The following is a 22,432-nucleotide window of genomic DNA, read 5'->3' as shown; positions in this document are numbered from 1 at the left end:
TGCTTAGTAACTTACTTTCTTTAAAGTATTCAACCATGCGCTTAAGGATTATTCTCACACTTGCCTTACTCGGTCTGTTCAGCCTTGTTTCGGCACAGCAATTAGATGTTTCTAAAATCACCAACCTGAACATTCGTAATGTAGGTCCCGCAAATATGAGTGGGCGGATCACAACAATTGCTGTGGAGGAGAAAAACCCCAAAGTAATGTATGTAGGTGCTGCCTCTGGTGGCGTTTGGAAATCAACAAACGGTGGATCGGCATGGGCACCAATCTTTGATGATCAGCCTACACAGAATATCGGTGCTTTGGCCATTGATCAAAAAAATCCGAGTATAATTTGGGCCGGCACAGGGGAAGGAAATCCACGAAACTCGATGAATTTAGGGATGGGCATTTTCAAGAGTCTCGATGGCGGTTCTACTTGGCAGCATATGGGGTTAAAAGATACCAAGACAATCCACAGAATCATCGTTGATCCGCGAGATGGAAACATAGTTTATGTGGGAGCTATGGGTGATCCCTTTACGCCAAATAGTCATCGAGGACTATATAAGACAACCGATGGTGGTAAAACTTGGGAGAAGATTCTTTATAGCAATGATAAGTCTGGAATTGCTGATTTAGTCATGGACCCAAAAAACCCGAATAAGCTGATTGCCGCACTTTATGAACACAGACGGACCCCATATTATTTTACTTCTGGCGGAAGTGGTTCTGGACTTTTTGTGTCTTACAATGGCGGGGAAGATTGGAAACAATTAACAGAGGATACAGGATTACCAGCAGGTGATTTAGGTAGGATAGGAATTGCAATTGCCCAAAGTGATCCAGATAGAATTTATGCAAAAGTAGAAGCTAAAAGGAACGCGCTATATCGCAGTGATGATGGTGGTTCTTCTTGGCAAATGATTAATAATAATCCTCGATTCACGAATAATCGACCCTTTTATTTCCAAGAATTGGCTGTAGATACTAAAGATCCAAATCGATTGTATAACATCTATCAACCACTTTCGGTGAGTTATGACGGCGGAAAGTCCTTTGATCCTGTACCCATGATTCCCGCGGATGAGACGAAGGGTATTCATGCAGATTTTCATGCCTTTTGGGTAAACCCTAAAGATCCAGAGCATTTCATTATCGGTGGCGATGGTGGTATTGGTATTACATATGATCATGGTAAAAGTTGGTACTTCCCCGAAACGATCCCAGTCGCCCAGTTTTACCATATTAATGTTGACAACGATAGGCCATATAATGTCTACGGTGGCATGCAGGACAATGGCAACTGGTCTGGACCTGGATATACGTGGAAAAGGGGCGGAATCAGAACTTTATACTGGCAGTATTTAGTCGGTGGCGATGGTTTTTATATTGCTCCTGACTTAGATGACTCAAGGTTTGGTTATGGAACCTCTCAGAATGGAAATTTATATCGTTATGATAAACTTACGGGTTATTATGTGAGCATAAAGCCTCCCCAAGAAGACTTGAGTACTAGATTAAGGTTTAATTGGAATGCAGGGTTTGCCAAAGATCCGCACAATCCAAGTGCGCTATACTATGGCTCCCAATTCTTACATGTAACGAAAGATAAAGGTGCTACTTGGGATGTTATCTCGCCCGATCTCACTACCAATAATCCAGCCCACCAAAAACCTGATTATGGAGGGCTAACCCTAGATGTGTCGGGTGCGGAGATGTATAACAGCATTTTGGCGATATCACCTAGCCCGATTAATGAAAGTGTCATTTGGGTTGGAACGGATGACGGTCAAGTACAGCTCACGACCAATAAAGGTAGAGCATGGAAAAACCTAACAAAGAACGTCAAGGGATTACCAAAAGAGGCGTGGATCGCACAAATAAAGGCTTCAGCGTATAAAGAAGGTACGGCTTGGCTGGTAGCAAATAATTATCGCAAAGGCGATTATGATACCTACCTTTTTAAAACAGATGATTTTGGGAAGTCTTGGATGCGCAAAGCTAATAATGAAATAGTTCAAGGCTATGCATTGTCCATAGTACAAGACCCAGTAGAGCCTAATTTGATCTTTTTAGGAACTGAAAACGGGCTATGGGTCAGTATTGACGAAGGTGATTCTTGGGTTCAATTTAAAAATGGCTTTCCATCAGTTTCTACCATGGATATGACCATCCAGAAGCCAGAATCAGCACTAATTGTCGGTACTTTTGGTCGAGCCATTTGGGTTTTAGATGATCTTTTAAGTCTGAGGGAAATTGCAGGGAAACGTCTGAAGAATGGAATAACTGCACTGCCGATGAACGATGCGGTACAGGTGAAAGGATTGTTTATTAACCCTCCTGGAAATATCTGGACTGGTTTCCATACGACTTTTGAGGGTGAGAATAAGGTTTTTCAACGCACAGAAATTCCATTCTATTTAAGTGAAAGTGCTCCATTGTCAGAATCGGTAGAGGCCAACATATATGATGCTTCTGGTAAGCGGATAAAAACCTTGCGAAGCACCGAAAAGCTTGTTGAAGGACTTAATTATATGATTTGGCAGCTTGATGAAGAGTCAGCTTTGGGGCAAAGTAGAAGAAAGGGGATACCAGTACTTCCAGGCGAGTATCGTGTCGTTTTGACGCACAATGGTAGCTCAGATGAAGCTTCAATTCGGCTCATCGAAGACCCTCGCTTTGCGCTTAATCCCGCTGTGGATATAGAATTATATGGTTTTAGAAAGGAAGTCGATGTAGAATTAGCACGAATTTCAAAGTTGTTTGAACTGATAGATGAAAGACTCACGACGGTGCAGAAAGTCAAAGAATACTTGTCTGAAGAAAAAGGGGAAGACGTTGAGAATATACTCAAACAGGCAGATGAAATTGATCAGGAACTTTTAGCGCTAAGATCGAAAGGGCAGACGACTCGTCCCGATCGGCAAGTGGGGGCATGGCAATCTTTTGAGGTTACTCCATATTCTAAGTTAATGGAGGTTAGGCGTTTGGTTGCGGCTAGAACTACTGCCATTTCTGCTCAAAATAGAGAACAATTAAAAATAGCAAAAGGGCTGATCGATGAGTTTGAAAAGGCCATTGATCAACAGACAAATTCTACTTGGAGTGAATTTCAGGCTCTTATTAAGAAGCTGAAGGTTAATTGGTTCTAAATTAGTGTGTTATGTTTTAAGAATTAATAACAGCCTCTGCTTCAATTTCCACTAAATAGCCTTCGCCAACGAGTCTTGCTTCGACTAGTGTATTCGCTGGATTGATATCCTTAAAACGATCTCCATGGGCACGTGCTACAGGTTCCCAATCATCCAGGTTATTGACGAAGATTCGAGTTCTTACTACATCTTCTAAAGATCCACCGAATGATTCTATGGCTGCTTCAATTTTGTCAATAACAAAGTGTGTTTGAGCAATTGGATCGTTACCGCCAATCATTTCGCTACCATGGGTCGCGGTAGTACCAGAAACGTGAACTCTGTTACCATCTTTTACTGCTCGGCAGTACCCAGCGTAATCTTCCCATTCCGTTCCACTAAAAATCTGCGATCTAGAATCGCTCTTTTTGATAGATTGAAATGCTTTGGGAATAGTTTCTAAATGATGGCTCAAGTCGCCTGAAGCAGTCAGAAATGGCGGTTTTCGGTATTCATCGCCACAATCGCCGGGTATCAGGTCTAACTCGGACTGTGCCGCTTTAATCAAAGCAACATCCTCTCCATCCAATTCAATGTCGAGCATTTTTTGGTTGTCCTCAATATGCTCACTTCTCCCCAGTCTGGCGCCCACGATAACCGCCCCGACGGCTGGATTTTCAAGAATAAATCGACTGGCAATGTTGGCCAAGGAAACGCCATGTTTATTTGCGACCGAATGGGTGACATTTAGCAAGCGTTGATAGGGTTCCCAACCGCCCGCGGCATCAATAAATCTCTTGTATTTCATTTCAGACCACGTTTCTAGGTCTTCCATTTTGGGTTCAGGTTTGTTCAGCCATTTATCTGTCAGAAACCCTCCAGCCAAGGTTCCGAAGGCTAAAATTTTGGTGTTGTATTGCTTACAAACGGCAACCATTTTACCCATTGCTCTTTGGTCTATCAGAGAATGACAAACTTGATTGCTAACGATCGGGATACCACTCGCCAGCGCTATTCTCAAGTGTGCAGCATCGAAATTTGTAACACCAATATGTTTGATTAGGCCTTCTTCTTTCAGCTCTTTTAAATAAAATAGACCGTCTAGCCAAGCTGGATCAGGGTAGTACCAAGCATGGAATTGCATCAAATCAATAGCGTTTTGCTGCATTCTATCCAGTGCCAATTGTATCGCTGACCTAACGGTGGCCTTATCTAATTTACCAGGCTTTGGCACCCATTTCGTAAAGAGTTGCACTCTATGGCCCAGTGCATGTGTGTTTTTGAACGTGCCAGTAATTATTTCGCTCGATCCATAATGATCGGCCATGTCGAAAGTGGTTAAGCCAGCTTCCACGTAAGGTGCCATGTATTCGGCAGTAGCAACAGGATCAAGCGTTTGACCATCACGTTCCATATCGGCAATTTGCCAAAGGCCCGTAATGACCCTCGAAATTTCTAAATCTGGTGCTAAAAATGTCCTTTTCATATTACTCAATCGGTAGTTCTTTAAATCTTTTCTTTAGGTCTACACCACTTTTCTTGAGTTGATTCCACTTAAAAGAGAAGAGAATACTGGCTAAGGCCATCACAATTAGCCAAATGGGAGTAGAGTGGTAGTACCAAACATCGGTTTCGGCAGTCAAGTCTTTGTAAGTATGTATGACCAAGAACCCAGTCAGGAAGAAAGTGCCTAACCAACCGATCAGCTTTTGGTAACTTCTGTTTTTAACAACTGAAATATCGCTGCTAATTTGTGGGTTCGCCTTTTTGATCGTTAACAATGTGATACACATGAGTAGAAAGTTCACCATCATGGAAGTGACCATGATATCGATACCCAAGAAGAAATCGCCAGCAAAATGAGACCCTAAAACACCAACGCTTGCCATTAGACCTGCTGCGATAATAGCGATGTAAGGAGTTCTGCGTTTGGGGTGAACATTGGCTATTTTTTTCGGGAAGATACCGTCTTCAGCCCAGGCGAACATTAAACGAGATACGGATAAAAGCATGGCAGGCAGATCATTTATTAGGGCTATTGCAGCGCCGATCAGTATAGCTACTCCTAAACCAGATGGTAGTACATAACTGAGCAATCCGGGTGCTGAAATATCTTTTGTCATGGCTTCTTCTGCCACAAAACTCCATGGAACAGTATGGTAGACTGCCTTAGCAAAAAGGAAATAGAAGCATCCGACCGATAAAATGGCCAAAAGGATGGCTTTGGGAAGTGATTTAGTGGGGTTTTTAGCTTCACCACCGGCTTGGGCTATTGAATCAAACCCAATAAAACTTGAAAAGAGTAGCGCGGCCGCCGAAAGAAAAATTCGCCCGTCAAAATCTGCGTTGTCGACGGGAGAGAAGCTCCTTTGCTCTTTACTGTTTAAGGCGTCCAAGAAATCATTTGTATTAAAACTGAAGCCGGCAATTATCACAATGGCTCCTAGTCCGAACATAAGAAACATCATGGGTAGAAGGGCCCTTTCGTAAGATTTTGCACCTTTTACATTGACCACAACAAAGGACCAGATGAGTAACAAAGCTATGGATACTCGTACCCAACCGATCTCAAGAGTATTCGAAAACTCATCCCAACCGAGGCTTATTGTAACATCTCGAATGAAAGGCACCGTAACATAAGAGATCACGCCAATAACTATTGACAGACCAAACCACTGGGAAAAACTTGCCACAAACCCTAAATAAGGATTTAGGCCTCTACTGGCATAAATATAACTACCACCAGCCCGAGGCATGGCTGAGGCCAAAATACCATAAGCAAAGGCTGCTAAAAGTGCCGGGACCGCCGCAAAGGCAAAAGCTGGCAATACGTATGGTCCTATGCCGGGCACGTTACGTTGAATCATAAATGGTACAACATTAATAGAAGCACCAAGCATTGAACAAACACCTGTCGCCGTTAGGGCAAGTAAGCCAAGTTTTCTGGTGAGCTTAGTAGATGTGGGTTGAGCCATTTTGACACAATCTACAAATCAAAAGCTTAATAAAAACAGAAAAAAGTGATCCATTCTTTCAGCCTTAGTGTGATCGCTGCCATTCCTATTTTATAGAAGCTTATTGAAGTCAACCGCTTTTTCAACCCAAAAATCAAGGTCATCATCGGCGTCAAAGCCTTCAGGGTCAATAAATAGAAAACCACGCATCACCGTGCCAGTAAAGTCCATTTTCCGACTTCCCTTTGTGTTTAGCAGCTCTTCATATGGAAGTTTTCCAACCCTAACCATCAAACGATCGGAATTCGTTTTTTTGTCAATATCCACACCGATACACATTTTATGATTGACCATAAATATGAGCCCACCCATCATTTTCTTTTCCTCAGTAATTCCAGCATTGCTAAGGCGTTGTCTTACGCGTTCGACTAAGTATTCACTGTATGCCATCTTTTATTCGTTTATGGTTAAAAAGCGCGCTGACGTTCGTTTTGGGGACAATGTTGGGCCGAAAAAAGCTATGATTTGTAATCTATTTGCGCATTTTGACTTTCTAACTCAGGAAGGTATTCATTAATTTTAAAGTGTTCAGGTAAAAAGTCATCGCTTCGGATGCGTGCTTCTTTTAATTGGCGCATACTTCTGGCATATCGCCTGATACTTTCCTCTGTATCTAGAATAAGCCCAGGCACTGGGGTACTATTCCCATTTTCGTCTTTCGCGACCATAGTGAAATAAGAAGAGTTACAATGCTTGATTTCACCAGTTTTGATATTTTCTGTCTCCACGCGAAGCCCCACTACCATTGAAGTTCGGCCAGTGTAGTTAATAGAGGCTTTTAAGCTTAATAATTCACCTACTTCTATAGGGTTTAAAAAATCTACACGGTTTACAGACGCTGTGACACAGTATTCTCCAGAATGTTTTGACGCACAAGCAAATGCTATTTGATCCATCAGGTTAAGGACATGACCACCGTGAATTTTACCGCTAAAATTAGCGTGAGAGGGCAGCATTAACTCGATCATAGTCACTTGAGAATCACTTACTTTTTTAAATGCCATAGCTGTATTTCAATTAAGTCATCAATTAACGAAAGACTTTGTGAAGAATCGCGTTTTGATACCACAGTTTTCTTTATACCAACATGTTGCCTATTATCATAATATGAATAGGTGGGTAATGTGATATTTTATATTTTAATACTCATGCTAAGAAGCTACTTTAAAACCGCCTTCCGAAACCTGATTAAGCATAAAGGATATTCTTTCATTAATATATCTGGCTTAGCGCTAGGCATTGCTTCCTGCTTGCTGATAATGCTCTACGTAAAGGATGAACTGACCTTTGATAAATTTCACGAGAACGGTGAAAATATTTATCGGGTGCGCTCCTCCAATCAAGTGAGTGATGGTAATTTTATTGAGTTTGTAAGGCTTCCAACAGGACCTACCGCAAAAGAAGAATTGCCGTCAGTCATTAATCAAAGTAGGTATACAAAATCTGCTTTTGATATCCGTATTGGCGATCAAGTTCAAAATCAGGGAAAGGTTTTTTACGCCGAGCCTGAATTTGTGGAGATGTTTACTTTCCCTAGCATTTATGGGGATGCAAGGGCTGTGCTTAAGAGTGATTCGCAAATTGCTTTGATAGAGAGGGCGGCCGAAAGGATTTTTGGAGATGAGATGGCTATCGGTAAGTATGTAGACCTCAATATAAAAGGGGAGTGGAAGACGTTTTCAGTCGGTGCAGTTTTAGAAAACCCACCGAGTAATTCTTCTATTGATTTTGAGGTTCTAGTGCCATTTCAAACCTATTTAACAGCTAATGATCGACAATCTAATAGCATAGATGATTGGTTTAAATTAAGTCTGACCTTCCAGACTTTTATTCAGGTTTTACCTTCCACTGATATAACAAGTTTGACCGAGGAAATGAACGCTATGGCTAAACGCAAAATGGTTAGGATGCCGGATTATGCACCTGAATTTAACCTTCAACCAATAGCGGATATTCATTTTTCAAAAAACTATGCGGTAAATCATCAGGCTGGGATGAGAAAGTCAGGCAATGAGGTATATTCTAAAATTTTGACAGGCATTGCTTTGCTGATTTTGATTCTGGCCTGTATTAATTTCACCAACTTGTCTTTAGCGAGATCACTTCCTCGGGCCAAGGAAATTGGTTTAAGAAAGGTGATTGGTGCCAAGAAGAGACAGTTAATTACGCAGTTTTTAGGGGAAGCTTTTCTGATGAGTACCGCCGCATTTTTATTAGGTATCTTGATTGCAGAGTTAGCTTTACCAGCCTTTGAATTAGCAGCCGAAAAGGAATTTAGCATTAGTGTGCTGAGTAGTCCTATCTATGTTTTGGTGTCTTTTGTAGTCGTAACGATCACAGCTTTTGTTGCTGGTAGTTATCCTGCATTAGTAATATCTAGATTCAAAACAGTGGCAGCCTTAAAGGGGAATTATGATGGTATAAGTTCTAGAGGGGGGCTCCAAAAGGTACTTATCGTTTTTCAATTTGCAGTAGCTGGCGTACTGATCATCGGTGTATTGACCATGAATAAACAAATCAACTTCTTGGTCAATATGGACCGTGGTTATGACGATACAAATTTATTGTCTATTTCGATGGGAGACATTGCGAAATCAAGTGTTTCTGATACTACTCGTAATAAAGGACAAGCACTACTGGATTTGATGAGAAATGACCTGATCCAAGTACCATCTGTAAAGCAAGTTTCAGGTGCAAGATACGGTTACACAATGTTAGGATTAAAGGAGAAGGATAAAAAAAGCGGTGAATCTAAAACCATACAAGCTCATCATAAAATTATTGATGCGGATTACTTTAAAACGATGGAAGTAACCTTACTGGCAGGAAGGAACTTTGTGGCTTCTGATCGATTTTCGGATAAAAAAGGAATTATTATCAATGCAAGATATGCCGAATACCTGAATTTAAAAGACTCAGTTAATGGAAGGTTTAATTTGGCCAACGCTCGTGATGATATTATTGGGATAGTCAATAATTTCAATCTTATATCTGTTACAAATGAAATCGTACCAACTTATTTTTCGTTAGACAAGAGTGACAGAATTAGAGAGCTGTTAGTCAAATTTGAACCTGGCACACTATCCGCAACGCTTGCTGCGCTTGAAGAAACCTGGACTAAATTCAATCCTAACAACCCATTTGATTTTACACTAGTCGAAGAATCCAATGATTCTCAGTTTGCGGAACAAAAACGCTGGCAGAGCATCATTTTAACCGCTTCCTTAATCGCTATTTGTATTTCATGCCTAGGCTTGTTTGGCTTAGCCTTTATGTCTACCCAACGCAGGACAAAAGAGATAGGTGTACGGAAGGTTTTTGGCGCACCCGTCCCCAATATCGTCTATATTTTGTCGAGAGGCTTTTCTGCTTTAGTAATTATCTCCCTATTAATTGCGACTCCTGTGGCTTATTATGCAGGAGGAGATTGGTTGTCGACTTTTCCTTATCGCATTGAGATGACTTGGGATTTGTTTCTGGTTGCTGGGCTTATTCAGTTGGTGATTGCTTTCTTGACTGTGAGCTATCATGCCATAAAAACAGCTATTTCTGATCCAGTAAAGGCTTTAAGGTATGAATAGAGGTGATGCCAGCATTAGCCTAATTGGTCATTTATAAAGATTTGCTTCAAGAAAATTATTTCCTGCGCTTTGCAAATCTAGTGGCGGGTTCCTTAGTTGGGTCATCAGGCCAGACATGTTTAGCATAACGTCGTTTGAGCTCCTTTCTAACCTCGAAATATGTGTTTTCCCAAAAACTCTTGAGGTCAGAGGTTATTTGCACGGGTTTGTACCCGGGCGACAGTAAATGCATAAGCACTCCTTTAGTACCATTATTAATCTTAGGTGTTTCGGCTAAACCGAAGACTTCTTGAATTTTGACCGCCAATACAGGCACTTCACCATTATCTCTATATTGAAGTTTTATGCGTGAACCACTTGGTACTTTCAAGTGTGTTGGTGCTTGCTTTTCTAATAGTTCCTGTTGGTCAAAGGATAAACTATGCTGTAGCACTTCCTGAAGATCTATTTTTTTGAGGTCTTCTGGTCTTTTTACGTCACTCAAGTAGGGACTTAGCCATTCGGAGCTCGTCAATAATAGGCTAGGTGTGCTTACCTCGGGCCATTCTTGCTGCGGATTCCATCTTCTTAAACTAATGACCCTATTTTGCCATTGCTGTACTTCTTCGTTAAAGTCTAGTAACCGTTCGCCTTCTTTCTTAATCGCATCGATTATCGCATTGGCTAGGTGTGAAGGATCGGGATCAGGTAGTGGGCTGCTTTTCAAAATAATACTCCCAATACACAGGTTTAGATTGGCTTCTAAGCCGCCATCCTCTGTATCCCAAGTAATTACCTCTTTCTCTTTAACAAGAGGAGCTAAGTCTCGTGGATTTAAAGGAGACGCCATAAAGATTTTACCCATACCGTCGCGGGCATCTATATGGCTGATGGCTAGCCAAGGTTCAGCTGCTAAATCTTCGCGATGTCCTGCCATGGCATATCGGCCATTTGAAAGCTGAAATTGAGCGTTATTACCAGGCCGCGCAAAGGCAATTCTTTCTGGATATGCATGGGTGAGGAGTACCCCAGTTTCATATGGATCAACGACATTGTCGTCTGGTTCTATATTGAAAAGACCACGGTATTGACTCGCGATTTTTTCAATCCGGCCTAACTTTCGACCTTCGCGATTCTCTCTTCTATGCACTCTCAGGGCATCTATCCTGGTATTTAAATCAATACCTGCCTCTCGGCCCAGCGGGTCTCTTTCTTCTAAAAGAGCAGCAATATCGGTGGCAAGTGGCAGTTGGTCTTCCTCTTCTGCTAAGAGCAACATGTGCGCAATCCTAGGGTGACAAGGCAGCTTGAGCATTCTTTTGCCATGCTCTGTAATCCTGCCGTCTTCCAAGGCCTCCAGTTGGTGCAATAAGTCCGTAGCTTGCATCAACGGCCCTTTTGGAGGTGGTGTGAGCCAAGTCATCTGCTGAATATCAACAATACCCCATTGCGCCATATCTAGCACTAATGAAGCTAAATCGGCTTCCATTATTTCTGGTACGATTTGATCCGTCAATCGCTGATGTGTCACTTTGGACCACATACGGTAACATACGCCTGCACTCAGTCTACCGGCTCTTCCTGCTCTTTGATCCGCTGAATCGCGAGAAATACGCACTGTCTCTAAACGAGAAAGACCAGAATTAGGATCGAACTTGGAAGTCCTGCCGAAGCCACTATCCACGACAATTTTAATGCCTTCTATGGTTAAACTGGTCTCCGCTATTGACGTGGCGAGGACAACTTTCCTTTTTCCATTTTTGTCTGGAAGAATAGCGGCTAATTGTTGCCTTTGGGGTAGAGAACCATACAAATTATGTATGGCAAAGCCTCGCAATTCTTTCTTGAGAATATCCCCTGTATGATGTATTTCTCTTTGTCCTGGAAGAAATACTAACACATCACCTTCATGCTTTTTGGTCGCGCTGATCACTGTTCTGGCCGTTAGGTCGGACATCACAGCTTCGTCAGTATCTCCAGCATAATGAATTTCCACAGGGTATTGTCTTCCTTTACTCACTGCTGCTGGTGCATTTAGAAGAGATGTGAGCTGCGGCATATTGAGCGTAGCAGACATGATCATGATTCTAAGATCAGGTCTGAGCACCTGTTGTGCCTCGCGGCAAAGGGCTAGGGCAACATCGGCATGGATACTCCGCTCGTGAAATTCATCAAAGATCACTAATCCTACATTTTCCAAGGCGTTATCGTTTTGGATCATTCTGGTAAGGATTCCCTCAGTCACCACTTCAATGATCGTCTGATCGGAAGTTCTGTTTTCAAAACGAATTCTAAAACCCACTGTTTGTCCCACCTTTTCACCCAAAAAGAAAGACATCCTTTCGGCAATAGTCCTGGCGGCAAGTCTTCTTGGCTCTAGCATCAATATCTTTTTTCCTTCTAGCCATGGTTCCTTAAGAAGTGCTAGGGGCAAAAGGGTGCTTTTTCCTGCTCCTGGAGGTGCATTGACTACTAGGCTATTTTTAGCCGTTAAGTGTTCTTGAACTTCCGCAATGATATCTACGACAGGAAGATCTATGGAATGGGGGTTAAAGCTATTGGTGGTCATAAAGCGCCACGAAGATAAGGCCTTAATTGATCATATTGTAAAAAGTAGAGCCGAACATAAGGCTTTATAGAACTGATTTACATGAATGTTGTCGGCAATATCTTATTGAGATTACCAATAAGCATTCTGAACAATTTTGGGCTTCAATTTGTATGTTTGTAGAAGATAAAGTCAACTATGATACACGTAATTTCTCCTGCGAAAACTTTAGATTTTGAAACGCCTTGTGATAAGGCTAAAAGCTATCCAAGATTTCAAAAAGAAACCTTAGAACTGATCGGTGTTTTGAAGGAAAAGACACCAGAAGAAATTCAACGTTTAATGGATCTGAGTGAGAATTTGGCTGAGCTAAATGCCGATAGGTATCGCAAATTCAGAAAGGCAAAGAACTCTAAAGCGGCCAAGCAGGCTGTTTATGCATTTAAAGGAGATGTATATGTGGGGCTTGAAGCTGAAGGCTTGTCAGATGATGACATTCAATATGCGCAAAATCATTTGAGGATTCTTTCAGGATTGTATGGTGTGCTGAGGCCTCTAGATCTAATTCAGCCTTATAGATTAGAAATGGGTACAAGGTTGGCTTTTGATGACTACAGAACTTTATATAATTACTGGGCTGATAAGATTGTCGCTGAGGTGAATAAAGACTTGAAAAAGCAGGGAGATAAAATACTGGTAAACTTGGCGTCAAATGAATATTTCAAAGCAATTAATCGCCCCTCTTTAAAGGCACAAATCATCAATGTGGACTTTTTAGACTACAAGAACGGCCAATACAAAGTGATCTCATTTTTTGCCAAAAAGGCTAGGGGATTAATGTCCCAATTCATTATTAAGAACCAAATCAACGAACCAGAAGGTTTAAAGGCTTTCGATTATGAAGGTTACTGGTTTGATGCTGATGCCTCAAATGATCAGCACCTTGTATTCAAAAGAGATGCCGTTTGATCCTCAAGAAATTTCTCAACGAGATTTTACATCTGAATTTGAATTTCAATCTTCTCGAAGTTCTGGTCCGGGAGGTCAGAACGTAAATAAGGTAGAAACTCGAGTTAGTCTCAAGTTTTCTATTCCAGAATCTATTCTTTTAAATGAACCTGAAAAGGATCGTTTGATGGCCAAGTGCAAAAACAGGTTGAATGCCGAAAACGTACTTTCTATTCATTCGGAAAAACACCGAAGCCAGTTAAGAAACAAAGAGGAAACAATTGCGGCATTTCGAAAACTGATTGTCGCCGCGTTTACCGATCCTAAACCTCGCAAAAAGTCCAAACCTTCAAAGGCTGCTATTCGCAAAAGGTTAGATGATAAAAAGAGGCATTCGGATAAGAAATCTAGCCGAAGGCCTCCTGAGTATTAGTCTTCTATAATTCTTTTGGCTTGTAGCCCTTGCACCTTGAATCCGGTGACCTTGCCTTCGGCTAGTTCAAATATAATCTGTGTACCATCGGCTTTATCGAAAAAGTTTGTCTCACTTTGAGGCACAATTTCTACACGTTGTTGAATGAACGGTGCTTTAAAGAGGAGTGATTTTCCCGTATTTTCTACCTCAACAACACCAAGTTCGCCCACCTGGAATTTTCCAGTGTACTTTTCGAATTCCTCTGAAGATAGTTTAGCAATCTCTCTTACATCTGCTTCTACTCCAGACAATCCGTACTCTTTGGCAATAGCTAGTTGCATTTCCTGAATAATCTGACCGTTATCTGAATTAACCATGACGACCATAGCATATGGTTCATTTTTCCAGGCAATAAGATTCGCTCTAAAGCCTTCATCTGCACCACCATGTCCAAATCTTTCTTTACCAGCTTGTGGTCCAAGGCCGTGATCATTCATACCAGGAGTCAGCATGGCTTCTATTGAGTTATAAGTTAAAACACCATCTTTTTTATCCTTGTTAATCTTCTGAACTTCGATGGCATATTGGATCAGTTGGGTAGGGGTGGTCCAAAGTCCCGCAGCTGCCATTTCGGGGTAAATCGGCCATTTACCTTCCACTTCCTGTCCGTTTCCTCTGTATCCAGTAGCCGCCATACCGTGGTACTTTTCAGGCAAAGGGTTTACAAAAGTACTTTTGGTCATCCCAAGAGGGTCTAACACATTTTTTTGCATGGTCTCTGGAAAGTTTATGCCTTCCACATCAGTAATCATTAACTGCATGATAGTGTAACCTCCACCAGAATACATCCAACTCTTACCGGGCTCTTTGTACACGCGAACTGCATCTGTATTACCCTTTCCATCTAATACTTCTGATACAGATGGAATCTTATCGCCTTTATCGTAACCTGGAAATCCCCATACTGTCAGACCGGCTGTATGGTTGAGAATTCTTCTCAAAGTGACTTTTTCTTTTGTGGTAAATTCATTTTCTGGGACCTTCCAAGACTTTAAATACTCATTTACGTCGGTATCTAGGCTTAACGAACCATTTTCTACAAGCTGATGTGCTCTGAGGGCAGCAACTGGTTTACTAATCGATCCAGCTAATAGCATAGTCTCTGTAGTCATCGGTTTGTTGCTAGCTACATCGGACATACCGTAGGCACGCGCCCATTCGACTTTTCCGTCTTTGACGAAGGCCACACTCATTCCTGGAATCCTTAATTGCTTTAGGCGTTCGTTTACATTGTAAGTAGGAATCTTTTCTCCTTTAATCTGAAGAACTGGCAGTAAGCCATTTTCAATTCTTTTAATTCTTTCCTCAATATTGGCATTTTGAGCTACGCTAATGGTAGAAATGAATAAAAGGGCGGTTGCTAGTAGATTTTTCATTTGGTTTCAAAGTAAGTCAGTAGATAGACTGCCAAGTTTGATCAAAAGTTACCAACTCAAAATAAAAAGGCCAGCACATGATTAAAAATGCGCTGGCCTCAGGTTGGGGTTAATAGTTCTTACTGACCTCCTTTACGGTTTGGATTTCTTGGCGTCGGCCAAGCACGTGGTTGTCCATTTCTTGGATTCGTACCTAACTCAGCCTTATCCCTTGGAAAGGTTTTAGGATCTTCTGACGCCATATAGACCAGAATAGCGGTTAAAATGGCGTTATTTCTCACGTCATCAAATACAATTTTATCGTAAGTATCACGGTTGGTATGCCAAGTATAGCTACCATAATCCCAACTAAGAGAACTTAAGCTAAATCCTGGGGCTCCTGCGGATACAAATGATGCATAGTCTGAGCCGCCGCCGCCTGGAGTACCAGGGAAATTCGTTCTGATTTCAGATTTATACTCTCTTGGAACTGCTCCCAACCACCTGTTAATGAATTCATAAGAGTGAAGGAATCCCTGTCCGCTAATATTTACAACTCTTCCTGTTCCATTATCTTGGTTGAAAAGTGCTTGAAGGCCTTCCACCACTTTTGGGTTATCTTGAACAAAAGCACTTGATCCGTTTAAGCCTTGCTCTTCACTTCCCCAAAGCCCAGCAAGAATCGTTCTTTTTGGGTTTGGATAGTGTTTCTTCAAGATTCTCATGGCTTCCATCATCACTAATGACCCTGTACCGTTGTCGGTAGCACCAGTACCACCATCCCAAGAATCGAAATGAGCAGAAAGCATGACGTATTCATTAGGCTTTTCGCTACCCTTAATTTCCGCCATGGTATTATAGGTTGGCATCATTCCGAGCTCTTTAGAAGTGACTTCCACTCTGATTTGAGGTGCATCACCATGCTCAACCATTCTGAAAAGTGTTCCGTAATCTTCCAGTCCGATATCAACGGTTGGCACTTTTTTGGTTCTGGCACCAAAAATCTTATTTACGCCGAATCCTCTTGACCAGTTAGAAATCAAAATTCCGACGGCCCCAGCATCTTCAAGTGCTGTAGGTAGCGTTCTACTATTATAACCTGTCTTTCTAATTCGCTGAGACCAAGCTCTTAAGATCGTATTTCGATCTTTTCTCATTTTTTCAATCGAAGCTTCGGTACCAAACTTTTCCCAGTTGTAATCTGGTCTACCTGTCGGTTGAGCGGCGTTAATCATCACGAATTTTCCTTTCACCGTAGGCAACCACGCTTCAAAAGCTGCTTGATCCGCTACATCTGGAATCATAACAACTTCTGCAGTTACCGGGCCGTTTGAAGCTGGGCTCCATGCTAAGGACATAGCTTCTAGTGTTTTTACTCTTGGTTCGATAAGGTCGACATGCGTAATTCCACGTTCCCAACCGCGCCATTCTCCCCATTGCTCATTTCTGGCGGAAATACCCCAACTTTCAAATTTATTGACAGCCCATTCATTCGCAGCTTGCATTTGAGGGCTTCCTACTAGTCGAGGTCCATTTTTGTCAAGCATCTCATAAGCAAGTTCCTCTAGCTGTGAGTTGCCATTGGCCTCTTTAATAATGTTCTCAATTACTGTTTTTTGGTCTTGCCCTTGTGCTAGGGGAGCCAAACAAAAAGTCAGCAACATTAAAAGTGTTAATAATCGTTTCATTCTGGTTAGTTTAAATTTACTGCATAAGATAAGCAGTAAAATGAACTACCCGTTGACCGACTATAAAATCATAGGGTAGATTCGAATTTATCGAGCATTCTTCCTGTCTGGTTTTGGAGCTTCTTTCTGAAGAACCCTGTCCAGCCTAATAACTTACCACTGGTGCCAAGTGCTTGAGAAGACCATCGGTGTAGGTTGAAATGATCGGTATGTTTGATGATGAGGCCATCTTTAAACTCAAACTCTGCATGAATGATATTATGAACTTTTCTGCCTGTTTTGCTAAATGTATACCACGCTTCCCAATCGGCTTGTCCAGTGTTTTCATTGGCGTTTACATTGGCATGAACCACTTTTAAGCCTTTACCTTTTTGATTGGAACATAGCATTCGCCACATATTACCAGCTTTTTCACCTTTCAGTTCGCCAAAACCCGGATCATAAAACATTATGTCTTTGTGGTAGCACGCCGCCATTGTTTCGGCATCAAGATTGGCGAATGCGGTATAAAATTTATCGATGAGTTGATTCATGGGAAGCTGTTCTGAAGGCGATACGTTTTATTTATCTTGGACTATGTAAATGGCGTTTCCGTTGAGGTCAAAGAATCCAAATTCATGGGTGCCCCATGGCGTATTTCGTTGAAATTTTTCTGGTTTGATTGTACCTCGGTCGATAAACTCTTCTACAAAAGGCATAATATCGAAGACGAATATTTTTACGACTGAGCCACCCAATAGTGGATCTTCTTCATTATCAGCATGCCATTGTAAATGAATGTATTGATTATCTCTTTTGAGCACTGCATACATCTTATCTCCGCTGCTATATTCAAAGCCTGTGTACTTTTTATGCCATGCTATATCACGGACAATATCTTGCGAAGGAAGTACGGGTTCTATACCGCGGATGCTCAAGTTTGACTCCATTTTCTTAATTTACTGAAAATGAAGCGATGGTGAAAGAAAAGAAACAAGAGTGCCCTTCGTGCGCTATGGAGATTGATGCCAAGGCGAAGGTTTGCCCGATCTGCCAGTACGAGTTTCCCACTCAGCCTGCGGGATCCAAGTGGGTGGCAATAGTTTTGATTATCGCTTTTTTACTTTGGATGATACTCTAGTCAATAGTTCTAGTATAATTAAAGGTCATTTCTTCTTTTTTACCGGCCTCGCTAATCACGACATACATGTTTAGTTTGTCATCGGCAGCCTTTTCAATTGTAAATCCATCGAAGTACACCTTGTTTTCTTCTAATTTCACTAGTGGAAAATCAACAGTTTCGTCCTTAGTTTCCCAAGACTTTAAATCACCGTTAAAGTGTTTTAATCTTAGTACCAAAGTGCCATTTTCTTCTCTGATTTGGCAGAGTTCATAAAATTGCACCTTGTTATTTACCACTAGTTTAAAGGCGCACATCATTGAGTCGCCGAGCGGCGGTGTCCAAACTTCCTGTATTTGTCCACCAAAGGCCTCTCCATGCCAGCTGCCTTGTATCCAGCTTACTTCATTAAGTGTCGCTTTGGGAGAGTCTTTTCCTTGTAGTGAAATAGTGTTCTGAGCAAAGCCTGTTAGTCAAAGTGTCAATAGTAAGGTTGAGTATAGCGTTTTCATGATTTTTACTTTATGACGCTATCCTCAAGAATCGGGGACATTTTACCGAAATTGATTTGCCCGAATATTGTCTTTTGCCAGTTCAGCGGTTTCCATTATCCTTTTTTTCCTTGTTTCAGGGCGTTTTGCATTGAAAATCCATTCTAGAATACCTCTTCTTACAGATGGAGGAAAAGCTTGAAAGTTTACTTCGGAATTAGGCCGATCACGAAACGCGATTTTTAAATCCTCAGGAATTATCAAGTTGTCAACTTCATTCAGAGCGTCCCAAGTGCCTGTTTCTTTGGCTAATTCGACCATTTTAAGTCCCGGGGGATACATTTTATTTTGGTTAATCAGCCTACTGACTTTATCCTTGTTGACTTTGCTCCAATTGCTTTTTGGGTTTCGTTTTGAGAAATATTGATAGAAACTATCTGCCGATCTTTTGTTCGGTTTGCTGTCTATCCAGCCAAATCAAAGCGCAGTATCTACCGCAGTGTCATAATTAATACTGTCGACCTTACTATCCTTTTTAAAAATGATTAACCAAACGCCTGATGTCTGTTGGTGGTTTTCTATCAGCCATTTACGCCAGGCAGACTCTGATGGAGCCTTTATTGCGATAACACCCTTATGGATTGGGATGGCCAAAATCTATTGGTCTTCTACACCTGCGGTCTCAGCTTTCTTCTTGGGTAAGAACTGTTCTACTAAAATTAGCCCTGTACCGACCATAACGGAGACATCGGCCAGGTTAAAGATGCCAGTATGGGCAAACTCTAGGTCTATATATAGCATGTCCGTTACTGATCCGTAGACAATTCTATCGTAAATATTTCCAATTCCACCGCCTACAATGAAGGACAGCGCGACCACGCTAATTTGGGTAATGTCCTTATATCTCAAGAGGTAAAAAAGGAGACCTAACATCACTACGGTCGGTAAGACAAGCAGTAAAATGGTACGCATAATAGGGGAAAGGGAAGAACCCATACCTAGAAAAGCACCAGTATTTTCCACCTTGGTTAAAATCAAGTTTTTTCCGATTACTTCTATCGTTTCATTGTATTCTATTCTATCTCTTGTGATCTTTTTTGTGATTTGATCGCAACCAATATTTGAAAGCACAATGATCAGCACTAAAGCAACTCTTGGAATTTTCTTCATCAGGTACTCAATTTTCACCAAAAGTAGTCAAAAGGTAGAAATAAGCTAGAATTGTGACTTAAAGCTTCATAGAAAAGGTGGTACCAGCAGAAGTAGAGATGAAGTCTAGTTCTCCTTTATGGAGTTGTACGATTTGCCTCGCTAAACTGAGCCCTATGCCTGAACCATCTGACTTTGTAGTATAAAAAGGCACAAAGACTTTCTCTTGAATATCTTCTGGAATTCCCCCACCATTGTCTTGAATGGTAATGAGGGTTTGATCCGTGTCTTTTTGAAACACCAAGTTTAGGTTTATTTCTCCATTGTCTGGACTTACGACCTCCTTGGCATTTTTGAGAAGGTTAATAAGTACCTGTTCCATTAAATCAGGGTCGATGAGCAGGGCGAGATCATCATGGCTGAGTTGAAAAGACCATTTTATGCCAGTACCTGCTAGCGTAGGTCTGAAAAGGGAATCAACTCTTCGCAAAAAGGTTTTAGCATCAACTTCTCTAATATTCGGCAGCGGTACTCTAGTGAGTTTTTTATAAGACTCTGTGAAGTTCATTAAGCCTTGACTTCTCGCCTCAATCGCGTCTAATCCTTCTTGAAGGCTTCGGATTTTGTCTTCATTCAAATCGTCATTAGAAACCAAATATTTCATAGTTGCCGATAAGGATGTGATTGGCGCAACTGAATTCATGATTTCATGGGTGAGTACTCTGATCAGCTTTTGCCAAGCCTCCATTTCATGTTGATCTAATTCAGAGTGAATATCTTGAATGGAGATTAGTTTGTAGCTTTTTTGGCGAAGCTTAAAACTTGATGCTGCCATAGATAGCTTTCGTGCTTGGCCCAAAAGGGTAGTGGTAAAAATGGTGTTTTCACCACTGCCAATTTCCTTCAGTTTTTCGTAGAAGGCTTCGTTTTCTACTTTGATGCTTTCCAGGTTAATGAGTTCTTTTCCGCCCAACATCTCATCGAAAGAGGCGTTCGATAAATGGATTCTTTCTCGATCGTCATAGGCGAGTACCCCAATTTGGAGTTGGTTAATTAAGGTTATAATGTATTGGTATTCAGAGGCTTCTGATTGGGAGCTTTCAATAAATTTTTGATTGACCAGGTTAAAAGTGTCGTAAAGTTGATCGAATGACTTTCCTTGCTTTTCACTTTTATATTTGACGGTAAAATCATTATTAATTATCGCTAATAGGAAGCCCATGGTCGTCTTGTTGGCCCGATTGATATAGCTAAACAAGCTTAAAAGTAAAACGATGATAAAGAGGCCAAGAAAGAATACCCTGATGTAGTTGATTTCAATATAGAGATAGTAGACTAGGCCATAAAGACCCGCAAACGTCAGTAATAATTGGATGATTATATGGAGCCTGAAGTTTTTAAATTTCATATTTCTCCATTCTTCTATATAACGCCCCTCTGCTCAGTCCTAATTCTTCTGCCGCGTTGCTAATGTTGCCTTGGTGTTTTTTGATCGAACTTTCGATTGCCCATTTTTCCAAATCTTCCAAGTTGAAAGACTCAATACCGCTTCCCTCAGTTTGATTAACGTTCTGTAAGTTAAAGTCCCCAACATGTAATTGTTTGCCATCGCTCATAATTACAGCTCTTTCGATCGCGTGCTGCAATTCTCGAATATTTCCTGGCCAATCGTATTTTGTCAATTTCTTGATGACGTAATCTGGTACAAAAAGCCCGTTTTTATGGTACTTCTTTTTAAAGCTATTCAAGAAATGATCGGCCAGTAACGGAATGTCTTCTTTGCGATCTCTGAGTGCCGGAAGGCGAATTTCGATAGTATTTATCCTGAATAATAAGTCTTGTCTGAAAGTACCTTGCTGGACCATTTTAGAAAGATGTGCATTCGTAGCACAAATAAGTCTAGCATCAAATTCTCTCGCATCGTTTGCACCAACAGGTATTACTTGTCTGTCTTGGATCACCCGGAGTAACTTTGCCTGAAGTGGTGAGCTTAAATTTCCAATTTCGTCTAAGAAAAGCGAACCACCGTTGGCTGCTTCAAATTTGCCTACCCGATCCGATTTGGCGTCTGTAAAAGCGCCTTTCTTGTGGCCAAAGAGCTCACTTTCGAAAAGGGTTTCCGTAATGGCACCCATGTCTACATTTAAAAATACTTCTTGGTTTCGGAGTGAACTTCTGTGAATTGCTCGAGCAACAAGTTCTTTTCCCGTACCATTTTCACCTGTAATTAAGACATTGGCATCAGTTTGAGCGACCTTTTCAATCTGTTCAAGTACTGACTTGATTGCATCTGATTCGCCGATAATATCTGAGAATGGTGCGTCTAAAAGTGACGTAAGGTGAGACTGTTTTGAGGTAAGTTCTTCTATTTTTTGTGCCGATCGATTGAGTTGGAAGGCAGCTGAAACAGTGGTGAGTAGCTTCTCATTTTGCCAAGGTTTTACCAAAAAATCAAAAGCACCTTCTTTTATAGCCTCTACCGCTAAGTTTATTTCTCCATAAGCCGTTATAAAAACGACACTCGTAGTTGGGGATAGCTCTTTAATTTGGCGTAGGTATTTCAGTCCATCTTTACCCTCAGTAGCTCCAGCACTGAAATTCATATCCAGTACAACCACGTCATAATGGTTTTCTTCAAAAGCCGTTTCAATCTGTAATGGATTATTGATTCCACGAACATCTTGATAATGCTGCTCCAATAAAATTCTGATAGATAGCATGACATAGTTGTCATCATCTACGATCAGGATTCTGCCTTTTTCTTTCATGGACTTTTATGTGGCTATAACTATACCAATTCCGAAATTAGTGCATCGCGACAATTTATAGCGGTATAAGTTATTGAAAAGTGCCCATTTTTGGGCGTTGCATCGGTGTGCATGGACATTAATTCCATGTTTTATCAATACTTGAATTTTGTATGTGTCAGTAAATCAGATAGATAGGGTTTTGGGCTTAAATATAGTGCAGTAAAGAGTGTAGCTTT

General features: G+C 41.2%; 19 protein-coding genes. 4 read left to right on the top strand and 15 right to left on the bottom strand.

Going from position 1 to position 22,432, the window contains the following annotated elements; translation table 11 throughout:
• Positions 1 to 35 precede the first annotated feature (35 nt).
• Entirely contained in the window at positions 36 to 3,140 is a 3,105-nt protein-coding gene (locus BFP71_RS15025) for a WD40/YVTN/BNR-like repeat-containing protein (RefSeq protein ID WP_069836261.1), read from the top strand.
• Positions 3,141 to 3,156: 16 nt separating this feature from the next.
• Here BFP71_RS15025 and BFP71_RS15020 read toward each other — a convergent pair whose 3' ends face one another.
• From BFP71_RS15020 to BFP71_RS15005, 4 genes are all read right to left on the bottom strand, one after another.
• Complete coding sequence (locus tag BFP71_RS15020) at positions 3,157 to 4,605, bottom strand: aldo/keto reductase (protein WP_069836260.1); 1,449 nt, start codon at positions 4,603 to 4,605, stop codon at positions 3,157 to 3,159.
• Position 4,606: 1 nt separating this feature from the next.
• Entirely contained in the window at positions 4,607 to 6,094 is a 1,488-nt protein-coding gene (locus BFP71_RS15015; protein WP_069836259.1) for an APC family permease, read from the bottom strand.
• A gap of 90 nt (positions 6,095 to 6,184) precedes the next feature.
• Entirely contained in the window at positions 6,185 to 6,523 is a 339-nt protein-coding gene (locus tag BFP71_RS15010; RefSeq protein WP_069836258.1) for a TfoX/Sxy family protein, read from the bottom strand.
• Positions 6,524 to 6,591: 68 nt separating this feature from the next.
• Positions 6,592 to 7,137, bottom strand: a complete 546-nt coding sequence (locus BFP71_RS15005; RefSeq protein WP_069836257.1) for an acyl-CoA thioesterase — start codon at positions 7,135 to 7,137, stop codon at positions 6,592 to 6,594.
• Positions 7,138 to 7,281: 144 nt separating this feature from the next.
• Between BFP71_RS15005 and BFP71_RS15000 the strand changes: the two genes are divergently transcribed.
• A complete protein-coding gene (locus BFP71_RS15000; protein ID WP_069836256.1) occupies positions 7,282 to 9,714 on the top strand; it encodes an ABC transporter permease in 2,433 nt (810 codons plus the stop codon).
• Positions 9,715 to 9,769: 55 nt separating this feature from the next.
• On the opposite strand, the gene hrpB is transcribed toward BFP71_RS15000, so the two are convergent.
• The gene (gene hrpB, locus BFP71_RS14995; RefSeq protein ID WP_069836255.1) at positions 9,770 to 12,262 is read right to left on the bottom strand and encodes an ATP-dependent helicase HrpB; all 2,493 of its coding nucleotides are present in this window, start codon (positions 12,260 to 12,262) and stop codon (positions 9,770 to 9,772) included.
• A 177-nt stretch (positions 12,263 to 12,439) separates the two neighbouring features.
• On the opposite strand from hrpB, the gene yaaA reads away from it, so the two are divergent.
• On the top strand, positions 12,440 to 13,210 hold the full coding sequence (gene yaaA / locus BFP71_RS14990) for a peroxide stress protein YaaA (RefSeq protein ID WP_069836254.1): 771 nt from the start codon (positions 12,440 to 12,442) through the stop codon (positions 13,208 to 13,210).
• On the top strand, positions 13,185 to 13,622 hold the full coding sequence (gene arfB / locus BFP71_RS14985) for an alternative ribosome rescue aminoacyl-tRNA hydrolase ArfB (protein ID WP_245701855.1): 438 nt from the start codon (positions 13,185 to 13,187) through the stop codon (positions 13,620 to 13,622). The genes yaaA and arfB overlap by 26 nt, the downstream gene beginning before the upstream one ends.
• Here arfB and BFP71_RS14980 read toward each other — a convergent pair.
• From BFP71_RS14980 to BFP71_RS14940, 10 genes are all read right to left on the bottom strand, one after another.
• Positions 13,619 to 15,040, bottom strand: coding sequence for a serine hydrolase (locus BFP71_RS14980; RefSeq protein WP_069836252.1), 1,422 nt, complete (start codon positions 15,038 to 15,040; stop codon positions 13,619 to 13,621). The genes arfB and BFP71_RS14980 overlap by 4 nt on opposite strands.
• 119 nt (positions 15,041 to 15,159) lie before the next feature.
• Positions 15,160 to 16,707 (bottom strand): M20/M25/M40 family metallo-hydrolase, encoded by a 1,548-nt coding sequence (locus BFP71_RS14975; RefSeq protein ID WP_069836251.1) that lies wholly within the window; start codon positions 16,705 to 16,707, stop codon positions 15,160 to 15,162.
• Between the two features lie 68 nt (positions 16,708 to 16,775).
• The gene (locus tag BFP71_RS14970) at positions 16,776 to 17,240 is read right to left on the bottom strand and encodes a nuclear transport factor 2 family protein (protein WP_069836250.1); all 465 of its coding nucleotides are present in this window, start codon (positions 17,238 to 17,240) and stop codon (positions 16,776 to 16,778) included.
• A gap of 27 nt (positions 17,241 to 17,267) precedes the next feature.
• On the bottom strand, positions 17,268 to 17,636 hold the full coding sequence (locus BFP71_RS14965) for a VOC family protein (protein ID WP_069836249.1): 369 nt from the start codon (positions 17,634 to 17,636) through the stop codon (positions 17,268 to 17,270).
• Between the two features lie 187 nt (positions 17,637 to 17,823).
• Positions 17,824 to 18,201 (bottom strand): DUF6265 family protein, encoded by a 378-nt coding sequence (locus BFP71_RS14960; protein WP_262501535.1) that lies wholly within the window; start codon positions 18,199 to 18,201, stop codon positions 17,824 to 17,826.
• A gap of 159 nt (positions 18,202 to 18,360) precedes the next feature.
• On the bottom strand, positions 18,361 to 18,639 hold the full coding sequence (locus BFP71_RS19455) for a YdeI/OmpD-associated family protein (RefSeq protein WP_245701854.1): 279 nt from the start codon (positions 18,637 to 18,639) through the stop codon (positions 18,361 to 18,363).
• 135 nt (positions 18,640 to 18,774) lie between these two features.
• Positions 18,775 to 18,951: a YdeI/OmpD-associated family protein gene (locus BFP71_RS19450; protein ID WP_245701853.1), complete on the bottom strand. Its 177-nt coding sequence runs from the start codon at positions 18,949 to 18,951 to the stop codon at positions 18,775 to 18,777.
• Between the two features lie 3 nt (positions 18,952 to 18,954).
• Positions 18,955 to 19,467, bottom strand: coding sequence for a signal peptidase II (gene lspA / locus BFP71_RS14950; protein ID WP_069836248.1), 513 nt, complete (start codon positions 19,465 to 19,467; stop codon positions 18,955 to 18,957).
• Between the two features lie 58 nt (positions 19,468 to 19,525).
• The gene (locus tag BFP71_RS14945) at positions 19,526 to 20,854 is read right to left on the bottom strand and encodes a sensor histidine kinase (RefSeq protein WP_069836247.1); all 1,329 of its coding nucleotides are present in this window, start codon (positions 20,852 to 20,854) and stop codon (positions 19,526 to 19,528) included.
• A complete protein-coding gene (locus BFP71_RS14940) occupies positions 20,844 to 22,214 on the bottom strand; it encodes a sigma-54-dependent transcriptional regulator (RefSeq protein ID WP_069836246.1) in 1,371 nt (456 codons plus the stop codon). The genes BFP71_RS14945 and BFP71_RS14940 overlap by 11 nt, the downstream gene beginning before the upstream one ends.
• Positions 22,215 to 22,432: the final 218 nt, after the last annotated feature.

Origin of the sequence: Roseivirga misakiensis, assembly GCF_001747105.1 — a bacterium.
In the GTDB taxonomy this organism is placed as follows: domain Bacteria; phylum Bacteroidota; class Bacteroidia; order Cytophagales; family Cyclobacteriaceae; genus Roseivirga; species Roseivirga misakiensis.
This window is presented reverse-complemented; position numbering and strand designations above follow the sequence as displayed.